This is a genomic window from Sulfitobacter sp. 1A13368 (assembly GCF_043557275.1).
In the GTDB taxonomy this organism is placed as follows: Bacteria; Pseudomonadota; Alphaproteobacteria; order Rhodobacterales; family Rhodobacteraceae; genus Sulfitobacter; species Sulfitobacter faviae.
This window is the reverse complement of sequence record NZ_JBIFFR010000001.1, coordinates 150,744-170,475: the sequence shown is the minus strand read 5'-3', so window position 1 is coordinate 170,475 and position 19,732 is coordinate 150,744. Positions and strand designations below refer to the sequence as shown.

Here is a 19,732-nt window from a genome sequence, read left to right as displayed (position 1 = left end):
TATCTTTGGGGAGATTTGGCTCAGTTCTTGGCCTTGTCCACCATCTTGCCTGCGGAAATCCACGGCATCATCTCACGCAGCTTCTCGCCGACCTGTTCGATGCGGTGCTCGTCGTTGATGCGACGGGTCGCTTTGAACGAAGGCTGGCCAACAGCGTTTTCTTGCATGAAGTCACGCACGAATTTGCCGTTCTGGATGTCGGTCAGCACGTCTTTCATGCGCTTCTTGGTCTCGTCGTAGGGCAGAATGCGGGGGCCGGAGACATATTCGCCGTATTCCGCGGTGTTCGAGATCGAGTAGTTCATGTTGGCGATGCCGCCTTCATAGATCAGGTCGACGATCAGCTTCACTTCGTGCAGACATTCGAAATAGGCCATCTCAGGGGCGTAGCCGGCTTCGACCAGCGTCTCGAAGCCCATGCGGATCAGTTCAACCAGACCGCCGCAGAGCACGGCCTGCTCGCCGAAGAGGTCGGTTTCACATTCCTCGCGGAAGTTGGTCTCGATGATGCCAGAGCGGCCACCGCCGATGGCGGAGCAGTAGGAGAGGCCGATTTCCAGCGCCTTGCCGGAGGCGTCTTTGTCGACGGCCACGAGGCAGGGCACGCCGCCGCCTTTGGTGTATTCGCCGCGCACGGTGTGGCCGGGGCCTTTGGGGGCCATCATGATCACGTCGACGCCTTCTTTCGGCTCGATCAGGCCGAAGTGGACGTTCAGACCGTGGGCGAAGGCAATGGCGGCACCCTCGCGGATGTTGTCATGCACGTATTTCTTGTAAGTTTCAGCCTGAAGTTCATCGGGCATGGTGAACATGATCAGGTCGGCCCAAGCGGCGGCTTCGGCGATGCCCATGACCTTGAGGCCTTCGCCCTCGGCCTTGGCGGCGGAAGCGGAGCCTTCGCGCAGGGCGACGACGAGGTTCTTGGCACCGGAATCGCGCAGGTTCAGCGCGTGGGCGTGGCCTTGGGAGCCATAGCCGAGGATCGCCACCTTCTTGTCCTTGATGAGGTTCACGTCGCAGTCGCGGTCGTAGTAAACGCGCATGATCTTGTCCTTTGGTTTGTCTCGTTCTGGGTCTCACCATAGCGAAGTCGCGCGCAGTAGCCATTGTCATCGCAGAGGTATTTGTGAAAGGATGAAGATAGTTATTCGTGGTATCGCTCTAAAACGGAAAAATCATGCTTGATGATCTGGATCGCCGTATTCTACGGTATTGGCAGGCGGAGCCGAGTCTCAGCCCCGGGGAATTGGCGGAGCGGTGCAATATCACCTCCGGCAAAGCGGCGCGGCGGATTGCGCGGCTGCAAGATCAGGGGATCGTGCAGGGCAGCGGGGTGGTGATCGATTGGGCGGCGCTTGGCTATGCTTTGGAAGTGTCCTTGCGGGTGACCTTGGACAAAACGCAGGCGAATGCTTTTGATGTCTTCATGGCACAGGCGCGCCAGGTGCCTGAGGTGATCGAGTTGCAGACCTTTTTGGGGCGGGTCGATCTGCGGCTGTCGATCATTGCGCGGGACATGGGGCATTATCAGCAGATTTACCGCAGTCGCATCCTGACCCTGCCGCATATCGCTGAGATCGAGGCGTTGATGCATGTGGCGCGGATCAAGACGCAGGAGGGGCTGCCGCTTTGATCGAGCTTGATGACATTGACCGCGCCTTGCTGCAGGCGCTGGCGCGGGACGCCAATCAAAGTGCCAGTGCCTTGGGGCGGCGGTTTGGTCTGTCGCAGCCTGCGACATGGCGGCGGATCAAACGGCTGGAGGAGGGCGGCGCGATTGCCGGGCGGCGGTTGCGCTTGAATGCAGAGGCTTTGGGCTTTGGTGTCACGGTGTTTCTGGGCATCAAGCTGGCCACGCGCGGGCGGGTCAGTTTGGAGGATTTCGAGCGGGCGGTTTCGGCCATTCCCGAGGTGCAGACGGTGGAACATGTTTTGGGACTGTTCGACTATCGTCTGCGGGTCGTGGCGCGGGACCTGCCGGATTTCGAACGTGTTCTCAGGCGGCGGATCATGACCCTGCCCGGCGCGGGGGAGGTGGAGGCGAATGTGCTGTTAAGCGAAGAGCGCCTGCCGGGGCCGCTTTAGCCGCATTTGCCTTTTGCCGTGGCGGGCCATATGCCTTTGCTTCGAATGATGGAGGAAGAACGATGGCATTGCTCGACACGGTAGACCCTTCGGGGCTTGACGAATTCAGCGTGGTCTTTACCGACCGGTCGCTCAACCACATGTCGGCGGAGTTTCAGCAGGTCATGCGCGACCTCTCGCACTGGCTGGGTGAGGTGTATAACGCCGATGCCGTGTTGCTGGTGCCCGGTGGCGGCACCTACGCGATGGAGGCCGTGGCGCGGCAGTTCGCGCGGGGGCAGGATGTGCTGGTGGTGCGCAACGGCTGGTTCTCTTACCGCTGGAGCCAGATCATCGAGAGTGCCGATCTGACCAATAGCGCCGAGGTGATGAAGGCGCGGATGCAGGGCAATGCCAGCCCCGCGCCCTTTGCGCCCGCCCCGATCGACGAGGTCACCGCCGCGATCCGCACGCAGAAGCCGCAGGTGGTGTTCGCCCCGCATGTGGAGACAAGCTCGGGCATGATCCTGCCGGATGACTATATCAAGGAAATGGCCACGGCGGCCCATGAGGTGGGCGCGCTGATGGTGCTGGATTGCATCGCCTCGGGCTGTGTCTGGGTGGATATGAAGGCGCTTGGGGTAGATGTGCTGATCTCGGCCCCGCAGAAGGGGTGGAGTGCCTCTCCCTCGGCCGGTTTGGTGATGATGTCGGCGCGGGCCGAGGCGCGGCTGAATGAGACCACGTCGGACAGTTTTGCCATCGATCTGCGCAAATGGCGCGACATCATGAAGGCTTATGAGGCGGGCGGCCATGCCTATCACGCCACCATGCCGACGGACGCACTGCGCGTGTTCCGCGATACGGTGCAAGAGACGCGGGACTATGGGTTTGACCGACTGAAAGAGGCGCAGTGGCGGTTGGGCGAAGCGGTGCGTCAGGTCTTGGCCGACCGCGGTGTAACCTCAGTCGCCGGAGAGGGGGTCGCCGCGCCGGGGGTGGTCGTGTGCTATACTGCTGATCCCGATGTGCAAAACGGCAAGGCTTTCGCCGCCCATGGCATGCAGATCGCCGCCGGGGTGCCGTTGCAGGTGGGGGAGCCGGATGATTTCCGCACCTTCCGTCTGGGGCTGTTCGGATTGGATAAGCTTTATGATGTCGACGCGACCGTGGCGCGGCTGACGGCGGTGTTGGATGAGGTTCTGTAAGACCCTCTGCGCCGCAGTTCAGCGGCGCAGGCCCAGCCCCATTTGCATCAGCATTTTTCGCACCGGGGGCAGGGCGTAGAGCGCGTTGAGCCCTGCCGCCCGCGCGCCTCGGGCAAGCGGGCTGCTGGCTTGGCTGGCGCGGTTCAACAGGTCGATGCCCCGGACCCTGAGCGCGATATCGGCGTGGCGGGCCTTGTGATAGGCCTCCAGCATCTCGGCATCGCCGAGGCGTTCTGGTGCGGCGCGGGCGAGTTCCAGCAGGGTCGCCATATCGGTCAGCGACATGTTCAACCCCTGTGCCCCGATGGGGGGCAGCACATGGGCGGCTTCCGCCACGAGGGCCAGCCGTTCGGCAGAAAGACGTTTGGCCTCTCGGCTGATGATGGGCCAGAGGGCACGGGGGCTGGCGAGGGTGAGCGGGCCGAAGAGATTGGCCGACCGGGCGGTCGCCTCGGCCTCAAAAGCGGCGGGGTCGCGCGTGGCGCGGGCCTGGGTTGCGGGGCCATCGTCCATCCAGACCACGGCAGAACAGGGCATGCCGTCGCGGTCGGGCAGGGGCACGAGGGTGAAAGGACCGCCGGAGCGGTGCACCTCGGTCGAGACGTTTTCATGGGGGATCGGATGGGTCACGCAGAAGGCCAGTGCCTTTTGCCCGTAGCGCCGGGTGGTGACCTCGATCCCGGCGGCTTCGCGCATGGGGCTGTTGCGCCCGTCGGCGGCGATGACGAGCCGGGTTCTGATCCGGCTGCCATCGCTCAGCCCCACGCGCGCTTCACTTTGGCGGGTGAAAAGCGTGGTGGTGCCGGTGCCGGGGCGGAAATCCACGTTCGGCAATTCGTTAAGCCGGGTCAGGATTTCGCGCCGCAGCAGCCAATTGGGAAAGTTCCAGCCGAAGGGTGCGTCAGAGATATCGGCGGCGTCGAACTCGCGGGTCACCCGCGGCGTCGGGTCTTCGCCGCCCGCATCGACGATCCGCATGATTTGCAGGGCGGCGGCATGGGGGGCAAGACAGTCCCAAAGACCCGCGTCCTCCAACAGGCGCCGCGCCGGTTGCAGCAGCGCGGTGGAGCGCATGTCGGCCCCCTTGGCGGCGCCATCGGTGACGGGCGGGGTGGGGTCGACGCAGATCACATTGAAGCCCGCCGCGCCAAAGGCCGCCGCCGCGGTCAACCCGGCGATGCCGCCGCCGGAAATCAGGATATCGCAATCGAAGGTCATCAGCCCGCCACCCGTGTTAAGAATTCGCAAAGATCTTGCGTATGGTAGTGGATGTGATCGCCTTCGCCACGTTCCGGGGCCACATGCACCGTGCGCATCCCCAGAGCGTGGGGCGCGGCGAGGTTGCGTGGATCATCCTCGAACATGGCGGCGGAGGCGGTCTGGAACCCGTCGATGCCAAAGACCTTGTCATAGGCGGCGGCTTCGGGTTTGGGCAGGAAATCAGCGTGTTCGACACCATAGACCGCGTCGAAAAGCCCCGAAAGGCCGCGGGCCTCAAGCGCCCGTTCGGCGTAGGGCGCGCAGCCGTTGGTGTAGACGATCCGCCGCCCCGGCAACACGCGAATGGCCTGAGCGAGCAGGGGATCGGGGGTGAGCCGGTCCATCGGGATGTCATGCACCTCGGTCAGGTAGGGGCCGGGGTCGACGCCGTGTTCGCGCATCAAGCCGGCCAGCGTGGTGCCGTATGTCTGCCAATAATGCTGGCGCAGGTGGTTGGCCTCGGCGCGGTCGACCTTGATCGCGCGCATCACCCAATCGACCATACGCGCTTCGATCAGGTCGAAAAGCCGCGCCTCGGGCGGATAGAGTGTCTGGTCAAGGTCGAAGACCCAAGTGGTGACATGAGAAAAAGCATCGCGCGGCATGGCGCAGAGGTAGGCCGAGACGCGCAGCCGCGCAAGCCCTGCCGGGTTGCGCAAATGGTCGCGGTGAGTAAGGTGGCGCAACTTTCAAGGACTGATAGCTGATGCCCGACCCCAAGACCGGCCCGACCGACGCCTATTCGATGATTCTGGAGGCCATCGACATTGGCACCTATCGCCCCGGTGACCGCTTGGTGGAGAGCGAATTGGCCGAGCGTTTCGGCGTCTCGCGAACGCCGATCCGCGAGGCATTACAACGGCTTGAGACGCAGTCTCTGCTCATGCGCGATGGGCGTAGCCTGATCGTGGCCTCGCTGGATCACAACCAGATGGCCGAGCTTTACGTCGTCCGGGGCGAGCTGGAGGGGCTGGCCGCGCGACTGGCCGCGCGCCATGCCACCGCCGAGGAGGTGCGCGTGCTGCGCGAGATGGTGGATGCCGACAACGCGCTGGCGGGCAATCCCAATGCGCTGGCACGGGCGAATAAACGGTTTCACAAGCAGATCCATCTGGCGTCGCACAACCGCTATTTGGTGCAGCAGCTCGACCTCGTGCACCGCTCTATGGCCTTGATGGCGACTTCATCTCTCGCGGTGGAAGGGCGGGGGGAGATTGCGCAGGCCGAACACAACCGCATCGTGGAGATGATCGAAGCCCGCGATGAGGATGGCGCGGATGAGGCGCTGCGCACGCATATCTCTGTCGCCTTCATGACGCGTTTGAAGCAGGAAGCGGCCCGGCGCGAGGATGATTTTTGAGCCTTTTGCGCGGTTTTACATAGCGCGGCAGGGTGTGGCCATGGGCGGTTTTGTCCCAGAAATGTGGGCTGCGATAGAGCTCAAACAGCGCTTTGGCGGCGGCCAAGGCGCCTAATGCGAAGTAGAGCGGGCAGGTGATGACCCAAGGCAGAAGATGCCGTTGACCCCGGTTTGAGACCGCGATGGTGGCGGCGCAGAAGTTCAGCAATTCCGATAGGATGAACAGCGCGAAGATCGCCGTCAGGACGGGTGGCGCAAGCCAGTCCGTGACCGGGTGATACAGCCCGAAAAAACTCAGCCACAGCGACCAGAGAAGGGGCGCGAGGGCGAATTGCGAAACCGTGGCGAGAAAGATCGCCTGCACGCCGGTGAACCGCAGGGGGCCGAGGTCATTCAGCAGGGCACGTGGCCTTTGCATATGGACCGCCCAAGTGATGAGATAGCCCTTCAGCCAACGGGATCTTTGCCGCACCCAAAGCCAGGGGCGGCAATTGGCCTCTTCATAGGTGGTGGTGCGCATCAGTTCGGTCACATAGCCGCGCCGCGCCAGCCGGAGGCCGAGATCGGCATCCTCGGTCACGTTATGGGCGTCCCAAGCGCCGATCCTTTCGAGGATGTCGCGCCGAAAAAACAGCGTGGTGCCGCCCAGCGGGACGACCAGCCCTAGCCGGGCCACGCCCGGTAGGATCATCCGCCACCATGTCGCATATTCGATCGAAAAACAGCGGGCCATCCAATTGCCGCGGCTGTTGTAGAAATCCAGAACCCCCTGCAAACAAGCGGTATTTTCGGGCGCATTATGAAAGCGGGTGACGATCTGTTCGATCTGATCCGGCTCCGGCGCATCCTCCGCATCCCAAACGCCGATAATGCTGCCGCGGCAGAAATCGAGCGCGTAATTCAGCGCGCGGGGCTTGGTTTTGAGCGCCCCGGCATCGGGCACTTCGATCACGCTGATCCATGGCGGCAAGGGCGTGCGGGCGATGGTCTCACGGGTGAGCTTGTCACTCGCTTCGAGGACCAGAACCACCTCCAGCAGCGATTTTGGGTAGGTGAGCCGCGAAAGCCGCGCGATCAGCGCCTGCGCGATCTCTTCCTCATGCAGCAAGGGCACGAGAACCGAGACACGGGGCAGGCGAAATCCCTTAATCTCTGCGGCATTTGGCGGCGACCGAGGGGGCTTGGGCCGGGTGAGAGAGGCCCAAAGGGCCGCGGCCTTGAGCCCGCTGGTCAGCAGCAGAGTGAGCGCGCCACAGAGGAGAGCGATCGTAAGGAGGGCGGAGGGGAAAAACAGCAGTAGCGCAAAAAGCGACAGCAGAATACCCCGCAGCGCAAACCGTCGTTTCCAGCTGCGCACCCCCCAGTTCCGACAGCTTTCCGCATCCGCGACGCGGGTGACGGCATGTTCCGCGAGTTCCGCGGCATAGAGCCTGCCGATCTGGCTGCGCACCTCCCGGGGGTCGGCGACGACCAACACCAAAGTTTTCCCCCGCTCCCCCAAAGCTTTGCAAAGTTGAGGAAAATCCGCGGGGCGACCGCTGGCCACGAAAAGCCGGTCCCCAAGTTCCAGCCATGGCACGGCACCGAATTGCAGACAGAGACGCGCGGGTATCCGAGCCGCAAGACGTTGATCGCAGGGGCTGCGGGTCAAGTCGACAGGTTGGGCGCCATATTGCCGGGCAAGCGCTTTGACGATGTCATCGGGGGCGACCAAGCCTTCGGTGGCCAGAACTTCGCCCAGAGGGGCGTCGATGCGGCGCTGTAGGTCAAGCCCGTGCAGCAGATCGCGCGGGCCGATGACCCCTGCGGCGATTAAATGTTGGCCCAACCGCATCCGGCGGGCGGGCGCGGTGGCCATCCGCGGCGCTGAGAGTTTCAGGCGAAGGTTGCTCATTCCGTGCCCCGTCGAGGTTCCGGAATGAGACTGGCAGGCGACCGTTAATCGAGAGTTAAAAGTCGCCTGTGCAATCAGTGCATGTAGAAAATTTTACGCGCTGCGCTCGGCCATCGCTTCGCTGAACCGTTCGAACAGGTAATAGCTGTCTTGCGGGCCGGGGCTGGCTTCGGGGTGGTGCTGGACGGACCAGATCGGGCGGCCATCGACGCGGATGCCACAGTTCGACCCATCAAAGAGCGAGACATGCGTCTCGTGCACGCCCTCGGGCAGGGACTGCCCGTCGACAGCGAAACCGTGGTTCATCGAGGTGATCTCGACCTTGCCGGTGTCGTAATCCTTGACCGGGTGGTTGGCGCCGTGATGGCCGTGGCTCATCTTAACGGTGGTCGCCCCAAGCGCTAGCGCAAGCATCTGGTGGCCAAGGCAAATGCCAAAGACCGGCAGATCGGTCTTGTCTAAAACCTCGCGGATCATCGGCACGGCATAGGCGCCCGTCGCCGCCGGATCGCCGGGACCGTTGGAGAGGAAGACGCCATCGGGCTCATGGGCCATGATGTCGTCATAGGTCGCGGTGGCGGGCAGCACGGTGACATCGCAGCCCGCAGAGGCGAGGCAGCGCAGGATGTTGCGTTTCGCGCCATAGTCCACGGCGACGACCTTGTGCTTGGCTTCTGTTTGCGGCGCGTAGCCGTCGGGCCATGCCCACCGCATCTCGTTCCAGCGATAGGTCTGGGCGCAGGTCACGTCCTTGGCCAGATCCATCCCTTCGAGCCCGGCAAAATCGCGCGCGGCGGCGACCAGCGCTTCGATGTCGAAGTTGCCATCTGGGTCGTGGGCGAGGGCGGCGTGCGGCGCACCTTGCTGGCGGATTGCGCGGGTCAGGCGGCGGGTGTCGACACCGCCGATGGCGATGCGTCCGCGCGACGCCAGCCAATCCGACAGCGGCTGAATGTTGCGCCAGCTGCTGGGCGTGGTGGGCATCCATTTGACGACCATGCCCGCGGCGACCGGATCGCCCGTCTCATCATCTTCGGGATTGGTGCCCACATTGCCGATATGCGGGAAGGTGAAGGTCACGATCTGGCCCGCATAGGAGGGGTCGGTCATGATCTCTTGGTAGCCGGTCATCGCGGTGTTGAAGCACAACTCCGCCACGGTCTGGCCGGTCGCGCCAAACCCCATGCCGTAGAAAATCGATCCATCCGCAAGGGCAAGGCAGGCGGTTGGGCGTGGGCGAGCGGGCGCGGACATGGGGCAGTCTCCGGGCAGAAAGGGTGCGGGTAAACGGGTGGCAACCTAATCCCGCGCGGGCGCGGGGTCAATAGGCGGAGGGAAATGAGATATCGTTTCAGATCAGTAGTTTACCTATGGTCGCCCCCCATTGCTCCGCAGCGAGAGAGCCGCTAAGCTGCGACCCTTGGATTTAGCGAAACACAGGAAACCACCATGTCATTGCGGATGCGCATCTCGGATGCTTTGAAACAGGCCATGAAAGACAAGGCGGCGGACCGGCTTTCGACGCTGCGGCTTATCAACGCCGCGATCAAGGACAAGGACATCGCCGCCCGGGCCAACGGCACGGATGAGGGCGTGTCGGATGCCGAAGTGCTGGGCATCCTCAGCAAGATGGCCAAACAGCGTCAGGAATCGGCGCGCGCCTATGAAGAGGGCGGGCGGCTGGACCTTGCGGAGCGCGAGCGCGAGGAGGTCGAGGTGATCGAAGAATTCCTGCCAAGGCAGCTCAGCGTCACCGAAACCGCCGCCGCCGTGGATAAGGCCGTGGCCGATGTCGGTGCGACCTCGATCCGCGACATGGGCAAGGTTATGGGGCTGCTGAAAGAGCGTTATACCGGCCAAATGGATTTCGGCGCAGTGGGCCCGGTTATCAAAGACCGCCTGAGCTGAGCCGCAATTGAGTTGAAAAACAGAGGGCTGGGCCGCAAGGTCTGGCCCTTTTTAGTGTCTGGCCCTTTTCAGTTCCGCAGATGCCGTGCCAGATCGTCGTAGAGCGCGATACGCTCTTCTTCGCTGAGGAAGGCACCGATCTCAACCTCGCGGCCCTCGCCGCGTAGGGTGACGTAATGCGGCACGGGGCCGTCATCGTCGTATTTCTTCACTTGGGTCCAGTAGCGGTTACAGTCCCAATCCTTGACCTCGCCCTTGGCGGTGGTGTGCACCAGCCGCGCCGTGGTGTCATCGAGGGTCAGCACCTCTTCGATCTGGCGGGCGCGGTGATTGTGTTGCAAGGCCCAGTAGACCGCCCCCAAGGCCAGAAGTACGAAGGGCAGCAGCCCCCAGAGCAGGGCGGTGCCGAGCATGGCGAAAAGCGGAATCATAGCCAGCGTAAAAGTGGCCAGCATAAAGGCCGCAAAACCGCGCGCGGGCAGGGATTGATGCGGCCAAAGGCGCATCTGCTGCGGAGTGGCGCGGGGCGGGGTGGTCCATTCGTAGGGCATGGGATCGCTCAGGCTCAGTCAAAAGCCAAAATAGCGATGGGCCGGGCAATGGCAATGCGGCGCGGAGCCGCGGGAGGGGTCAATCACCCAGCAAATCCCAACGGTTTCCGAAAGGATCGCGAAAAACGGCCACTTTGCCATAGGGCTCATGACGCGGTTCTTCTTCGAAGGTCACGCCCGCAGCGGTCAGACGGTCGAATTCCGCCGCGAAATCCTTAGCCTTCAAGAACAGCCAAACACGGCCCGCACCCTGATTGCCGATGGCGGCGCGCTGCGCCTCTCCGTCCGCCCGGGCCAGAACAAACCCCGTCTCAGCGCCGGGCGGGGTGACGCGGACCCAGCGTTTGCGGCCTTGGTCGACGTCCTCAGTCAGTTCGAACCCCATGACGCCGCAGTAAAAGGCGATGCCGGCGTCATAGTCGGGGACGATCAGGGTTATCGCAGAGAGATGCATCGGCTCGCTCCTTGTGGGGGCGCGGCAAGGGGCCGCGCCCGGGGGTGATTTACTCTAACTCGACAAGCAGGTCCTTCGCATCGATCTGGCCACCGGCCTGCACATGCACGGCCTTTACCACCGCATCGCGTTCTGCGTGGAGGCCCGTCTCCATCTTCATCGCTTCGATGGTCAAAATCAGGTCGCCCGCCTTGACCTGCTGGCCCGCCTTCACCCCGACGGAGGCCACGACCCCCGGCATCGGCGCGCCGATGTGATCGGGATTGCCCGCCTCGGCCTTGGGGCGCTGCACCGTGGCATCCTTGACCAGCCGGTTCGCCACGCGGATCACCCGCGGTTGGCCGTTGAGTTCAAAGAAGACCTTCACCTCGCCATCCTCTCCGGCCTCGGATTCGGCCTGAAGACGGATTTCCAAGGTTTTGCCGGGGTCGATCTCGGCCGAGATCTCCGCCCCCGGTTCCATGCCGTAGAAGAAGGTATGCGTGGGCAGGGTGCGCACCGGGCCATAGATGCGGTGGCGGCCCATGTAGTCGAGGAAAACCTTGGGATACATCAGGTAGCCGCAGAGGTCTTCGTCGTCGATCTGCATGCCGTCCAACTGCTCGGAAAGCTCCTTGCGCACGGCCTCAAGATCGACGGGCGCCAGATGTTTGCCGGGGCGTTCGGTGTTCGGCGTCTCGCCTTTCAGCACCTTGTTGACGATGCCCGCTGGGAAACCATTCGGCGGCTGGCCGAGGTTGCCGCGCATCATGTCGATCACGCTGTCGGGGAAGGAGACATCGACATTCGGGTCTTCGACCTGCGCCCGGGTCAGCCCTTGGGAGACCATCATTAGCGCCATGTCGCCCACCACTTTGGACGAGGGCGTGACCTTTACGATATCGCCGAACATCTGGTTCACATCCGCATAGGTGCGCGCCACCTCGGGCCAGCGGTCCTCCAGCCCCATGGAGGCGGCCTGCGCCTTGAGGTTGGTGAACTGGCCGCCGGGCATTTCATGCAGGTAAACCTCGGAGGAGGGCGCCTGCATCCCGGTCTCGAAGGCGGCATAGTGGCCGCGCACTTCTTCCCAGTAATCAGAGATTTCGCGCACGGCCTTCATGTCGATCCCGGTGTCGCGGTCGGTATGTTGCAGGGCCGAGACCACGGTGCCGAGCGTCGCCTGAGAGGTGTTGCCCGAAAGCGCATCCATCGCGCAGTCGACCGCATCGACACCCGCCTCGGAGGCCGCGAGGATGGTGGCCGTGGCACTGCCCGCCGTGTCATGGGTGTGGAAATGGATCGGCAGACCAACCTCGGATTTCAACGCCTTGACGAGCGCGCGGGCCTGAGCGGGTTTCAACAGGCCTGCCATGTCTTTCAGCCCCAACACATGCGCGCCGGCGGCTTTCAGTTCCTTGCCCATATTGACGTAATACTGAAGGTCGTATTTCGCGCGGTCCGGGTCAAAGATGTCGCCCGTGTAGCAGATCGTTCCCTCGCAAATCTTGCCGGATTCGACGACCGCATCCATCGCCACGCGCATGTTCTCAACCCAGTTGAGACTGTCGAACACGCGGAACACATCGACGCCGGTATTGGCCGCCGTGGCCACGAATTTCTGCACCACATTGTCGGGGTAGTTGGTATAGCCCACGCCGTTAGAGGCGCGCAGCAGCATCTGGGTCATCACATTGGGCAGGGCCGCGCGCAGATCGCGCAGGCGCTGCCACGGGCATTCCTGCAAGAAGCGATAGGCCACATCGAAAGTCGCCCCGCCCCAGCATTCGACCGAGAAGAGCTGCGGCAGATTGGCGGCATAGGCGGGGGCCACCTTGATCATATCAAGGCTGCGCATCCGCGTGGCCAAGAGCGACTGATGCGCATCGCGCATGGTGGTGTCGGTGATGAGCAGTTGCCGCTGTTGGCCCATCCACTCGGCCACGGCCTCGGGGCCCTTTTGTTCCAATAGGTTACGCGTGCCCATCTGCGGCTCGCCGCGCAGCACGGGCGGCTTGGGGTCGCGGACATGGGCGGCGGACAGGGCATGGCCCTTGGTCTCTGGATGGCCGTTGACGGTGATGTCGGCGATATAGGTCAGCACCTTGGTCGCACGGTCGCGGCGCTGCTCGAACTGGAACAGCTCGGGCGTCTCGTCGATGAATTTGGTGGTGTATTCGTTGCTCAGAAACGTCGGATGTTTCAGCAGGTTCTCGACGAAGGCGATGTTGGTGCTGACCCCGCGCACCCGGAATTCGCGCAGGGCGCGGTCCATGCGGGCGATGGCCATCTCGGGCGTCGGCGCCTTGGCGGTGACCTTGGTCAGCAGGCTGTCGTAATAGCGCGTGATGACCCCGCCCGCATAGGCCGTGCCGCCGTCGAGCCGGATGCCCATGCCGGTGGCCGAGCGGTAGGCGGTGATGCGGCCATAGTCGGGGATGAAATTGTTCTGCGGGTCTTCGGTTGTGACGCGGGTTTGCAGGGCGTGACCGGTGAGGGTGATGTCCTCTTGCCGCGCCTTGCCCGTCGCCTCGGCCAGCGGTTTGCCCTCGGCGATGAGGATCTGCGCGCGGACAATGTCGATGCCGGTGACTTCTTCGGTGACGGTATGTTCGACCTGCACGCGGGGGTTCACCTCGATGAAGTAGAAATTCCCGGTTTCCATATCCATCAGAAATTCGACGGTGCCCGCGCATTCATAGTTCACATGGGCGCAGATTTTGCGGCCCAATTCGCAGATTTCGGCGCGTTGCTCCTCGCTCAGGTAGGGGGCGGGAGCGCGTTCGACGACCTTTTGGTTGCGGCGCTGGACCGAGCAGTCGCGTTCGTACAGATGGTAAATGTCGCCCTGTTTGTCGCCGAGGATCTGCACTTCGACATGGCGGGCGCGCAGGATCATTTTCTCCAGATAGCCCTCGCCATTGCCGAAAGCGGCTTCGGCCTCGCGGCGCCCTTCGCGGACTTTCTCCTCCAGTTCCTTTTCGGACATGATCGGCCGCATCCCGCGCCCGCCGCCGCCCCAAGAAGCTTTGAGCATCAGCGGATAGCCGACCTCGGCCGCCTCGGCGCGGATCGCATCCATGTCTTCGCCCAGCACTTCGGTGGCGGGGATGACCGGCACGCCCGCCGCCATCGCGACGCGGCGGGCAGAGGCTTTGTCCCCCAAGGCGCGCATCGTCTCGGCCCGCGGGCCGATGAAGGTGATGCCGTTCTTCTCGCAGGCATCGACGAATTCCGGGTTTTCCGACAGCAGGCCATAGCCCGGATGGATGGCATCGGCACCCGCCGCCTTGGCCACGCGGATCATCTCGTCAATGCTGAGATAGGCCGCGACGGGGCCGAGACCTTCACCGATGCGATAGGCCTCATCCGCTTTGAAACGGTGCAGGCCCAGCTTGTCCTCTTCGGCGTAGACCGCGACCGTTTTCTTGCCCATCTCATTGGCGGCGCGCATGATGCGGATCGCGATCTCACCACGGTTCGCGATCAGGATCTTTTTAAAATCGGTCACTGGCTGGTCTCCCCTGCTGGTTTTAAAGGCAGCTTAGGGATGCTGCGGTGCAGCGCAAGAGGGCTGTGGCCGTCTTTGTCACATTTCTGCAAGCTTTCCGATCAGAGCGGCGACAGATCAAAGGGGGGTGGAAGGTCGCGCAGGTTCTGCGCGCCCAGCTGTCCCATATTGGCGGTCAGGTCGCGGGCAAGCACATCAATCAGGTGATCGACCCCGCGCGGCCCAAGGGCGGCGAGGGCGAAGTGGAAGGCCCGGCCCAGCATGACAAAATCCGCGCCGAGCGCGAAGGCACGCAGGATATCAAGGCCCGATTCCACGCCGCTGTCAAAGATCACCGGCAGTTTCGTGGCGGCACGAATGGCGGGCAGCGCCTCGGCGCTGGCGGGGGCCGCGTCGAACTGACGGCCCGCGTGGTTCGAGACCCAGATCGCATCGGCCCCGGCCTTTTCCATTTTCGTGGCGTCTTCGGGGCGCAGCACGCCTTTGATCACCAGCGGACCCTGCCAGTGGTCGCGCAGCCAATGCAGATAATCCCAATCGGGCGCGGTGCGCAGCAGATAGCCCACATGCGCGGTCGGGGGCAGGTTCGCGGTGGCCGTGCCTTCGGTGTATTTGTCGAGCATTTTCATATGCGGCAGCCCCCGTCGGGCCATGCCCATTGCCCAAGTCGGGCGCATCGCGACCTGCGCCATCAGCCGCGGGGTCAGTTTGGGCGGGCTGGTCAGGCCAGAGCGGGTCTGCCGCTCACGGCGCGAGGCGACTGGTACGTCGACGGTCAGGACCAAAGTCGTGAAACCCGCAGCCTTGGCCCGCGCCAGCATATCGGTCCGAATTTCCGGGTCGCGCGGGGGGTAGAGCTGGAACCAACCATGCGCGCCAAGATGGGGCGCTACATCTTCCGGGCAAGTTGCGGCCACGGTGGACAGGCCGAAGGGGATGCCGGCGCGACCCGCCGCGCGGGCAAGATGGGCTTCGGCATCGGGCCAGATTAGGCCGGACATGCCCAAAGGGGACATGCCGAAGGGCAGGGGGAGCTTTTGCCCCATCAGATCGACGCTGAGGTCAGGGGTGAATTCGCCGTGCAACACCGAAGGCATCAGCCCAACGCGGTCTAGGGCCGCGCGGTTGCGGTGTTTGGTGGCCTCCGTCCCAGTGGCGGAATCAAGGTATTCCCAAACGAATTTCGGCAGGCGCGACTGCGCGCGGCTGCGAAGGTCCGAAAGGGCGGGGTAGGTTGCATGTAGGTCCATGGCGGCATTTGCGCCAAAGGGTTGCGGTTTGTCCAGATGGTGCGGCTGCGTCGGAAATCGGTTGAGAGTGCTGCCGTCTTGGTCGGGCGCCGGAGCCCTACTGACGGAACGCCGAGCGGGCGAGGGGGGCGGCCTCGCTTACCTTGCGGCCCGGCGGTGTCGGTAGGTTGTCGGCCATATCCACAAGCGCCGCGATGGCTGCTTCGATTTCGTCCCCTTCGCTGGCGGCGGCGCCTTCCATGTCGATCAGGTGAACGGTCGGATTGGCCTCAGCGTCCAGCCGTTCCTGCGCGATGGAGCGTAGCTCTTGCATGGTGCTGTCGATCGCGCGGCAGAGCCCGGCCAGCATCCCCGCCGATCCGGTAAGCTTCGCCGGATCGATCAGCCCCTTTTCGGCGGCATCCAGCACCGTCGAGATTTGTTCGAGTTTGAACGAAGATGTCGCCGCGAAATAGCGCACATCCTCGAAAGCGAGGGTATCGCGGTTGTCCCGTTGGACCCGCTCCACAACGATGGCGCTGCCCACCACCCGGTCAAGACCGCGGTAGGATTGTACATGATGCAACGTGGTGTCCCAAATGAGCGGCCCGCGTGGCATATGCAGCATCTCGCGATAGCGGATTTGCCCCGCGTTCGAGACGCAGCGCGCATAGCGTTCATTGACCGCCTCGGCCTCTTCATGGGGCATGAAACTGTGCAGGGGGCGGTTTATGACCTCGCTCATCACCATGCCGCTATGCGCCTCATGGGCGGTGTTGAGGGCCAAAAGTTCGAAATGCCCGCTGTCGGCGTTCAATTCCGCAATGAACATCGGCAGTTTGAACCGGTCAATCTCTCGGCGCAGTACCGAAGTATCATCGTTTCTGAACATGAGCGGTTCCTCTCGTTTATCGTTGTGTCAGCACATTGCCGCCAAAGCATTATCAACGGGTAAAGATTTCCCCCGCATTTTAAATTCACCCGGTTTTGCCCGCAGTGGCGCAAAATCGGGGCTTGAATATCTTTCGAAAGAACATTTGAGGAACGTCTCTTTATCTCGTACCCCGGACGCGCTAGATTGCGGGCATGAGTGATTTTGACGAAATTGACGCCTTTGAGGGCGCCTCCCTCTCCGCCCGCGCCATGGCCGCGCGTCCGCAGCCTTATCTGGAGGGGTTGAACCCCGCCCAACGGGCCGCGGTCGAGACGTTGGATGGCCCCGTGCTGATGCTCGCCGGGGCGGGCACTGGCAAAACGCGGGCGTTGACGGCGCGAATCGTGCATCTGCTCAACACCGGGCGCGCGCGCCCGCATGAGGTTCTGGCGGTCACCTTCACCAACAAGGCCGCGCGCGAGATGAAGACTCGCGTGGGCCAGATGCTGGGCCAGCAGGTTGAGGGGATGCCATGGCTCGGCACCTTTCACGCGATCTGCGTCAAGCTGCTACGGCGGCATGCGGAATTGGTGGGGCTGAAAAGCAATTTCACGATTCTCGATACGGATGACCAGCTGCGCCTGCTCAAACAATTGGTCGCTGCCCAAGGGATCGACGACAAGCGCTGGCCCGCGCGGATGCTGGCGGGGATCATCGACGGCTGGAAGAACCGCGCGCTGACCCCGGACAAGATTCCGAGCGCGGATGCCGGGGCATACAATCATCGCGGGCCTGAGATTTACGCGCAATATCAACGCCGTCTGATCGAATTGAACGCGACCGATTTCGGCGATTTGCTGCTCCATATGGTGACGATTTTCCAGGCGCACCCGGATGTGTTGGCGCAGTATCAGCGCTGGTTCAAATACATCCTCGTCGACGAATATCAGGATACCAACGTGGCCCAATATCTGTGGCTGCGGCTTTTGGCGCAGGGGCACAAGAACATCTGCTGCGTGGGTGACGACGACCAGTCGATCTATGGCTGGCGCGGGGCTGAAGTGGGCAACATCCTGCGGTTTGAAACGGATTTCCCCGGCGCCCATGTGGTCAAGCTTGAGCAGAATTACCGCTCGACCCCCCATATCCTCGCCGCCGCCTCGGGCGTGATTGCGGGCAATGAAGGGCGCTTGGGCAAGACACTCTGGACCGAAGAGACCGAGGGCGAAAAGGTCCGCCTGATCGGCCATTGGGACGGCGAGGAAGAGGCCCGTTGGATCGGGGATGAGATCGAATCCGCGCAGCGCGGCACAAGAGGGCTCGACCCATTCTCGCTTGACGATGTGGCGATTCTCGTCCGGGCGAGCCACCAGATGCGCGCTTTTGAGGACCGGTTTTTGACCATTGGCCTGCCTTATAAGGTGATTGGCGGCCCGCGATTCTATGAGCGTTTGGAAATCCGCGACGCCATGGCCTATTTCCGCGTGGTCACCAGCCCCGATGATGATCTGGCTTTCGAGCGGATCGTGAACACGCCCAAGCGGGGTTTGGGCGAAAAGGCGCAGCAGAAAATCCAGCGCACGGCGCGGGATCATGGGGTGAACCTTGTCGAAGGCGCGCGAATCCTTCTCGCCCATGGCGGGATCAGCGGCAAAGGGGCGGCGCAACTGCGGCTTTTGATCGACGGGATCGACCGTTGGTCATCCATGCTGCAAGGCCCGCGGATTGAGATCAGCGAGGGCGACTCGGTGCTGGACGATGGTGCCGCGCCGCTGCGGGTGGATTATGGCCCGCCTGAAGTGTCTCATGTCGAATTGGCCGAGATGATTCTCGACGAAAGCGGCTATACCGGCATGTGGCAGAATGACAAAACGCCCGAAGCGCCGGGGCGGCTGGAAAACCTTAAGGAACTCGTCAAAGCCTTGGAAGGCTTCGAGAACCTGCAAGGCTTCCTCGAACATGTCAGCCTGATCATGGATAATGAGCAGGAGGGCGATGGCGAGAAGGTCTCGATCATGACGTTGCACGCGGCCAAGGGTTTGGAATTCCCCATGGTTTTCCTGCCAGGCTGGGAAGATGGGCTGTTCCCCTCGCAGCGTTCGATGGATGAAAGCGGGATGAAGGGGCTCGAAGAGGAGCGGCGGCTGGCCTATGTCGGCATCACCCGGGCGGAGCGGATTTGCACCATCTCTTTTGCTGCCAATCGCCGGGTCTTTGGCCAATGGCAAAATGCGATGCCGTCGCGTTTCATTGATGAGCTGCCCGAAGAACATGTGGATGTGCTGACTCCGCCGGGGCTTTACGGCGGTGGTTTTGGCGCGGCTATGCCGCAATCGGATCTACATGACCGCGCGGCAAGCGCGAATGTCTATAATTCACCGGGTTGGAAACGCCTGCAATCACGCAGCGGGGCGCGGGGCACCAGCCAGCCGCGCGAAAGCCGCAATGTCACGATCGACATGCAAGCGGTCGCCGCTTTTGAGATGGGTGAGCGTGTTTTCCACGATAAATTCGGCTATGGCGAAGTGATTGGCATCGAAGGTGACAAGATGGAAGTCGCCTTTGAGAAGGCCGGGACCAAAAAGGTCGTCTCACGTTTCTTGACCGGCGGGAAAGACGTGCCCTTCTAAAAGCGTATCCTGGGGCGGGCTGCCAAAAGCCCGTCCAAACAGGGCCTTACAAACAAAAACGACGACACCTTGGGAGGAAGGTGCCGCCGTTTCTATGTCGGCCCGAAGCGTCGAGGGAGGGTCGGCTTCGGGTCTCCTTGCGGGGTCCGCCTCATTCAGGGAGGAGGAAAGTGACGCGCACCCCGGCTTTCAGACGGCAGAACAGGGAGGGGTTCTGACGTCCGATCTCTATCTCTACTTAGCCGCGGGAAGATTCCCATGCGACGCGGCGCAGTTCGGAACGGCTCAGACCAAGGTCGGCCAGTTCACGGTTGCTCAACGCGCTCAGACCGTCGAAAGTTTCGCGGTACAGACGGTGCTGCTTGTAGCGGGTTGCCAGTGCTTCGAATGCGCCGCCGATACGGGCGAAGACGGAAGTTGTGTTTGCGGTGGTTGTGTTCATGTAAGCCATTTCGGCGCCTCTTTTTTCATCTGTGGATCATCTCGTTGCCTGCTATTTACGCCCTTTCTGCATTTGCACAACGGGCATAAAGTCAATGCCGCTATGCAGAAAGCGCATAGGTTCTGAGTGGCGCAACTTGTTGATAAAAAACGGTTTTGCCCGCGCGGCAAAAGGGCGCAGGGTCATAAAACTGTCATATATGGGGGGGGAAAGGGGGCGACGACATCTGGGAGGAGGTAGATGTCGCCGCCAATAACAGACACATCCGGGAGGAGGATGGACGCGTCTGGTCTTTCCAAACTTGCCTGCATCCGGGAGGAGGAGTGGATGCATCCAAGTCTTGGTAAAATCAGACACATTCGGGAGGA

At 62.6% G+C, this 19,732-nt stretch carries 17 protein-coding genes; 6 read left to right on the top strand and 11 right to left on the bottom strand.

Annotated elements, in window-relative coordinates; all coding sequences use genetic code 11:
* Positions 1 to 20 precede the first annotated feature (20 nt).
* Positions 21 to 1,043 carry a ketol-acid reductoisomerase gene (gene ilvC / locus ACGYK4_RS00825; RefSeq protein WP_168611968.1) on the bottom strand — a complete coding sequence of 341 codons (1,023 nt, stop codon included), beginning with the start codon at positions 1,041 to 1,043 and terminating at the stop codon, positions 21 to 23.
* A 134-nt stretch (positions 1,044 to 1,177) separates the two neighbouring features.
* On the opposite strand from ilvC, the gene ACGYK4_RS00820 reads away from it, so the two are divergent.
* From ACGYK4_RS00820 to ACGYK4_RS00810, 3 genes are all read left to right on the top strand, one after another.
* A complete protein-coding gene (locus ACGYK4_RS00820) occupies positions 1,178 to 1,633 on the top strand; it encodes an Lrp/AsnC family transcriptional regulator (RefSeq protein ID WP_394433043.1) in 456 nt (151 codons plus the stop codon).
* On the top strand, positions 1,630 to 2,085 hold the full coding sequence (locus tag ACGYK4_RS00815; protein WP_394433045.1) for an Lrp/AsnC family transcriptional regulator: 456 nt from the start codon (positions 1,630 to 1,632) through the stop codon (positions 2,083 to 2,085). Before ACGYK4_RS00820 ends, ACGYK4_RS00815 begins: the two co-directional genes overlap by 4 nt.
* A 62-nt stretch (positions 2,086 to 2,147) precedes the next feature.
* Positions 2,148 to 3,272, top strand: a complete 1,125-nt coding sequence (locus ACGYK4_RS00810) for an aminotransferase class V-fold PLP-dependent enzyme (RefSeq protein WP_394454726.1) — start codon at positions 2,148 to 2,150, stop codon at positions 3,270 to 3,272.
* An 18-nt stretch (positions 3,273 to 3,290) separates the two neighbouring features.
* Here the strand turns inward: ACGYK4_RS00810 and ACGYK4_RS00805 are convergent, their stop codons facing one another.
* A complete protein-coding gene (locus ACGYK4_RS00805) occupies positions 3,291 to 4,490 on the bottom strand; it encodes a UbiH/UbiF family hydroxylase (protein WP_394454725.1) in 1,200 nt (399 codons plus the stop codon).
* Entirely contained in the window at positions 4,490 to 5,137 is a 648-nt protein-coding gene (locus ACGYK4_RS00800; protein WP_394455102.1) for a pyrimidine 5'-nucleotidase, read from the bottom strand. Before ACGYK4_RS00800 ends, ACGYK4_RS00805 begins: the two co-directional genes overlap by 1 nt.
* A 101-nt stretch (positions 5,138 to 5,238) precedes the next feature.
* Here ACGYK4_RS00800 and ACGYK4_RS00795 point away from each other — a divergent pair, with 101 nt between their 5' ends.
* Complete coding sequence (locus tag ACGYK4_RS00795; protein ID WP_209217897.1) at positions 5,239 to 5,892, top strand: GntR family transcriptional regulator; 654 nt, start codon at positions 5,239 to 5,241, stop codon at positions 5,890 to 5,892.
* On the opposite strand, the gene ACGYK4_RS00790 is transcribed toward ACGYK4_RS00795, so the two are convergent.
* Entirely contained in the window at positions 5,843 to 7,786 is a 1,944-nt protein-coding gene (locus ACGYK4_RS00790) for a glycosyltransferase (RefSeq protein WP_394454724.1), read from the bottom strand. The two genes, ACGYK4_RS00795 and ACGYK4_RS00790, sit on opposite strands and share 50 nt — an antisense overlap.
* A gap of 93 nt (positions 7,787 to 7,879) precedes the next feature.
* Positions 7,880 to 9,040: a glutamine-hydrolyzing carbamoyl-phosphate synthase small subunit gene (gene carA, locus ACGYK4_RS00785; RefSeq protein ID WP_394454723.1), complete on the bottom strand. Its 1,161-nt coding sequence runs from the start codon at positions 9,038 to 9,040 to the stop codon at positions 7,880 to 7,882.
* A 195-nt stretch (positions 9,041 to 9,235) separates the two neighbouring features.
* On the opposite strand from carA, the gene ACGYK4_RS00780 reads away from it, so the two are divergent.
* On the top strand, positions 9,236 to 9,694 hold the full coding sequence (locus ACGYK4_RS00780; RefSeq protein ID WP_394454722.1) for a GatB/YqeY domain-containing protein: 459 nt from the start codon (positions 9,236 to 9,238) through the stop codon (positions 9,692 to 9,694).
* Positions 9,695 to 9,762: 68 nt separating this feature from the next.
* On the opposite strand, the gene ACGYK4_RS00775 is transcribed toward ACGYK4_RS00780, so the two are convergent.
* From ACGYK4_RS00775 to ACGYK4_RS00755, 5 genes are all read right to left on the bottom strand, one after another.
* Entirely contained in the window at positions 9,763 to 10,245 is a 483-nt protein-coding gene (locus ACGYK4_RS00775) for a DUF2244 domain-containing protein (protein WP_168611976.1), read from the bottom strand.
* A gap of 79 nt (positions 10,246 to 10,324) precedes the next feature.
* Positions 10,325 to 10,699 carry a VOC family protein gene (locus tag ACGYK4_RS00770; RefSeq protein ID WP_394433054.1) on the bottom strand — a complete coding sequence of 125 codons (375 nt, stop codon included), beginning with the start codon at positions 10,697 to 10,699 and terminating at the stop codon, positions 10,325 to 10,327.
* Between the two features lie 49 nt (positions 10,700 to 10,748).
* Entirely contained in the window at positions 10,749 to 14,189 is a 3,441-nt protein-coding gene (locus ACGYK4_RS00765; protein ID WP_394454721.1) for a pyruvate carboxylase, read from the bottom strand.
* Positions 14,190 to 14,290: 101 nt separating this feature from the next.
* Positions 14,291 to 15,439: an alpha-hydroxy acid oxidase gene (locus ACGYK4_RS00760; protein ID WP_394454720.1), complete on the bottom strand. Its 1,149-nt coding sequence runs from the start codon at positions 15,437 to 15,439 to the stop codon at positions 14,291 to 14,293.
* A 97-nt stretch (positions 15,440 to 15,536) separates the two neighbouring features.
* Positions 15,537 to 16,310 carry a hypothetical protein gene (locus ACGYK4_RS00755; protein ID WP_209217903.1) on the bottom strand — a complete coding sequence of 258 codons (774 nt, stop codon included), beginning with the start codon at positions 16,308 to 16,310 and terminating at the stop codon, positions 15,537 to 15,539.
* A gap of 194 nt (positions 16,311 to 16,504) precedes the next feature.
* On the opposite strand from ACGYK4_RS00755, the gene ACGYK4_RS00750 reads away from it, so the two are divergent.
* Positions 16,505 to 18,922 (top strand): ATP-dependent helicase, encoded by a 2,418-nt coding sequence (locus ACGYK4_RS00750; protein ID WP_394454719.1) that lies wholly within the window; start codon positions 16,505 to 16,507, stop codon positions 18,920 to 18,922.
* 238 nt (positions 18,923 to 19,160) lie between these two features.
* Here the strand turns inward: ACGYK4_RS00750 and ACGYK4_RS00745 are convergent, their stop codons facing one another.
* The gene (locus ACGYK4_RS00745; RefSeq protein ID WP_067262642.1) at positions 19,161 to 19,373 is read right to left on the bottom strand and encodes a DUF1127 domain-containing protein; all 213 of its coding nucleotides are present in this window, start codon (positions 19,371 to 19,373) and stop codon (positions 19,161 to 19,163) included.
* Positions 19,374 to 19,732: the final 359 nt, after the last annotated feature.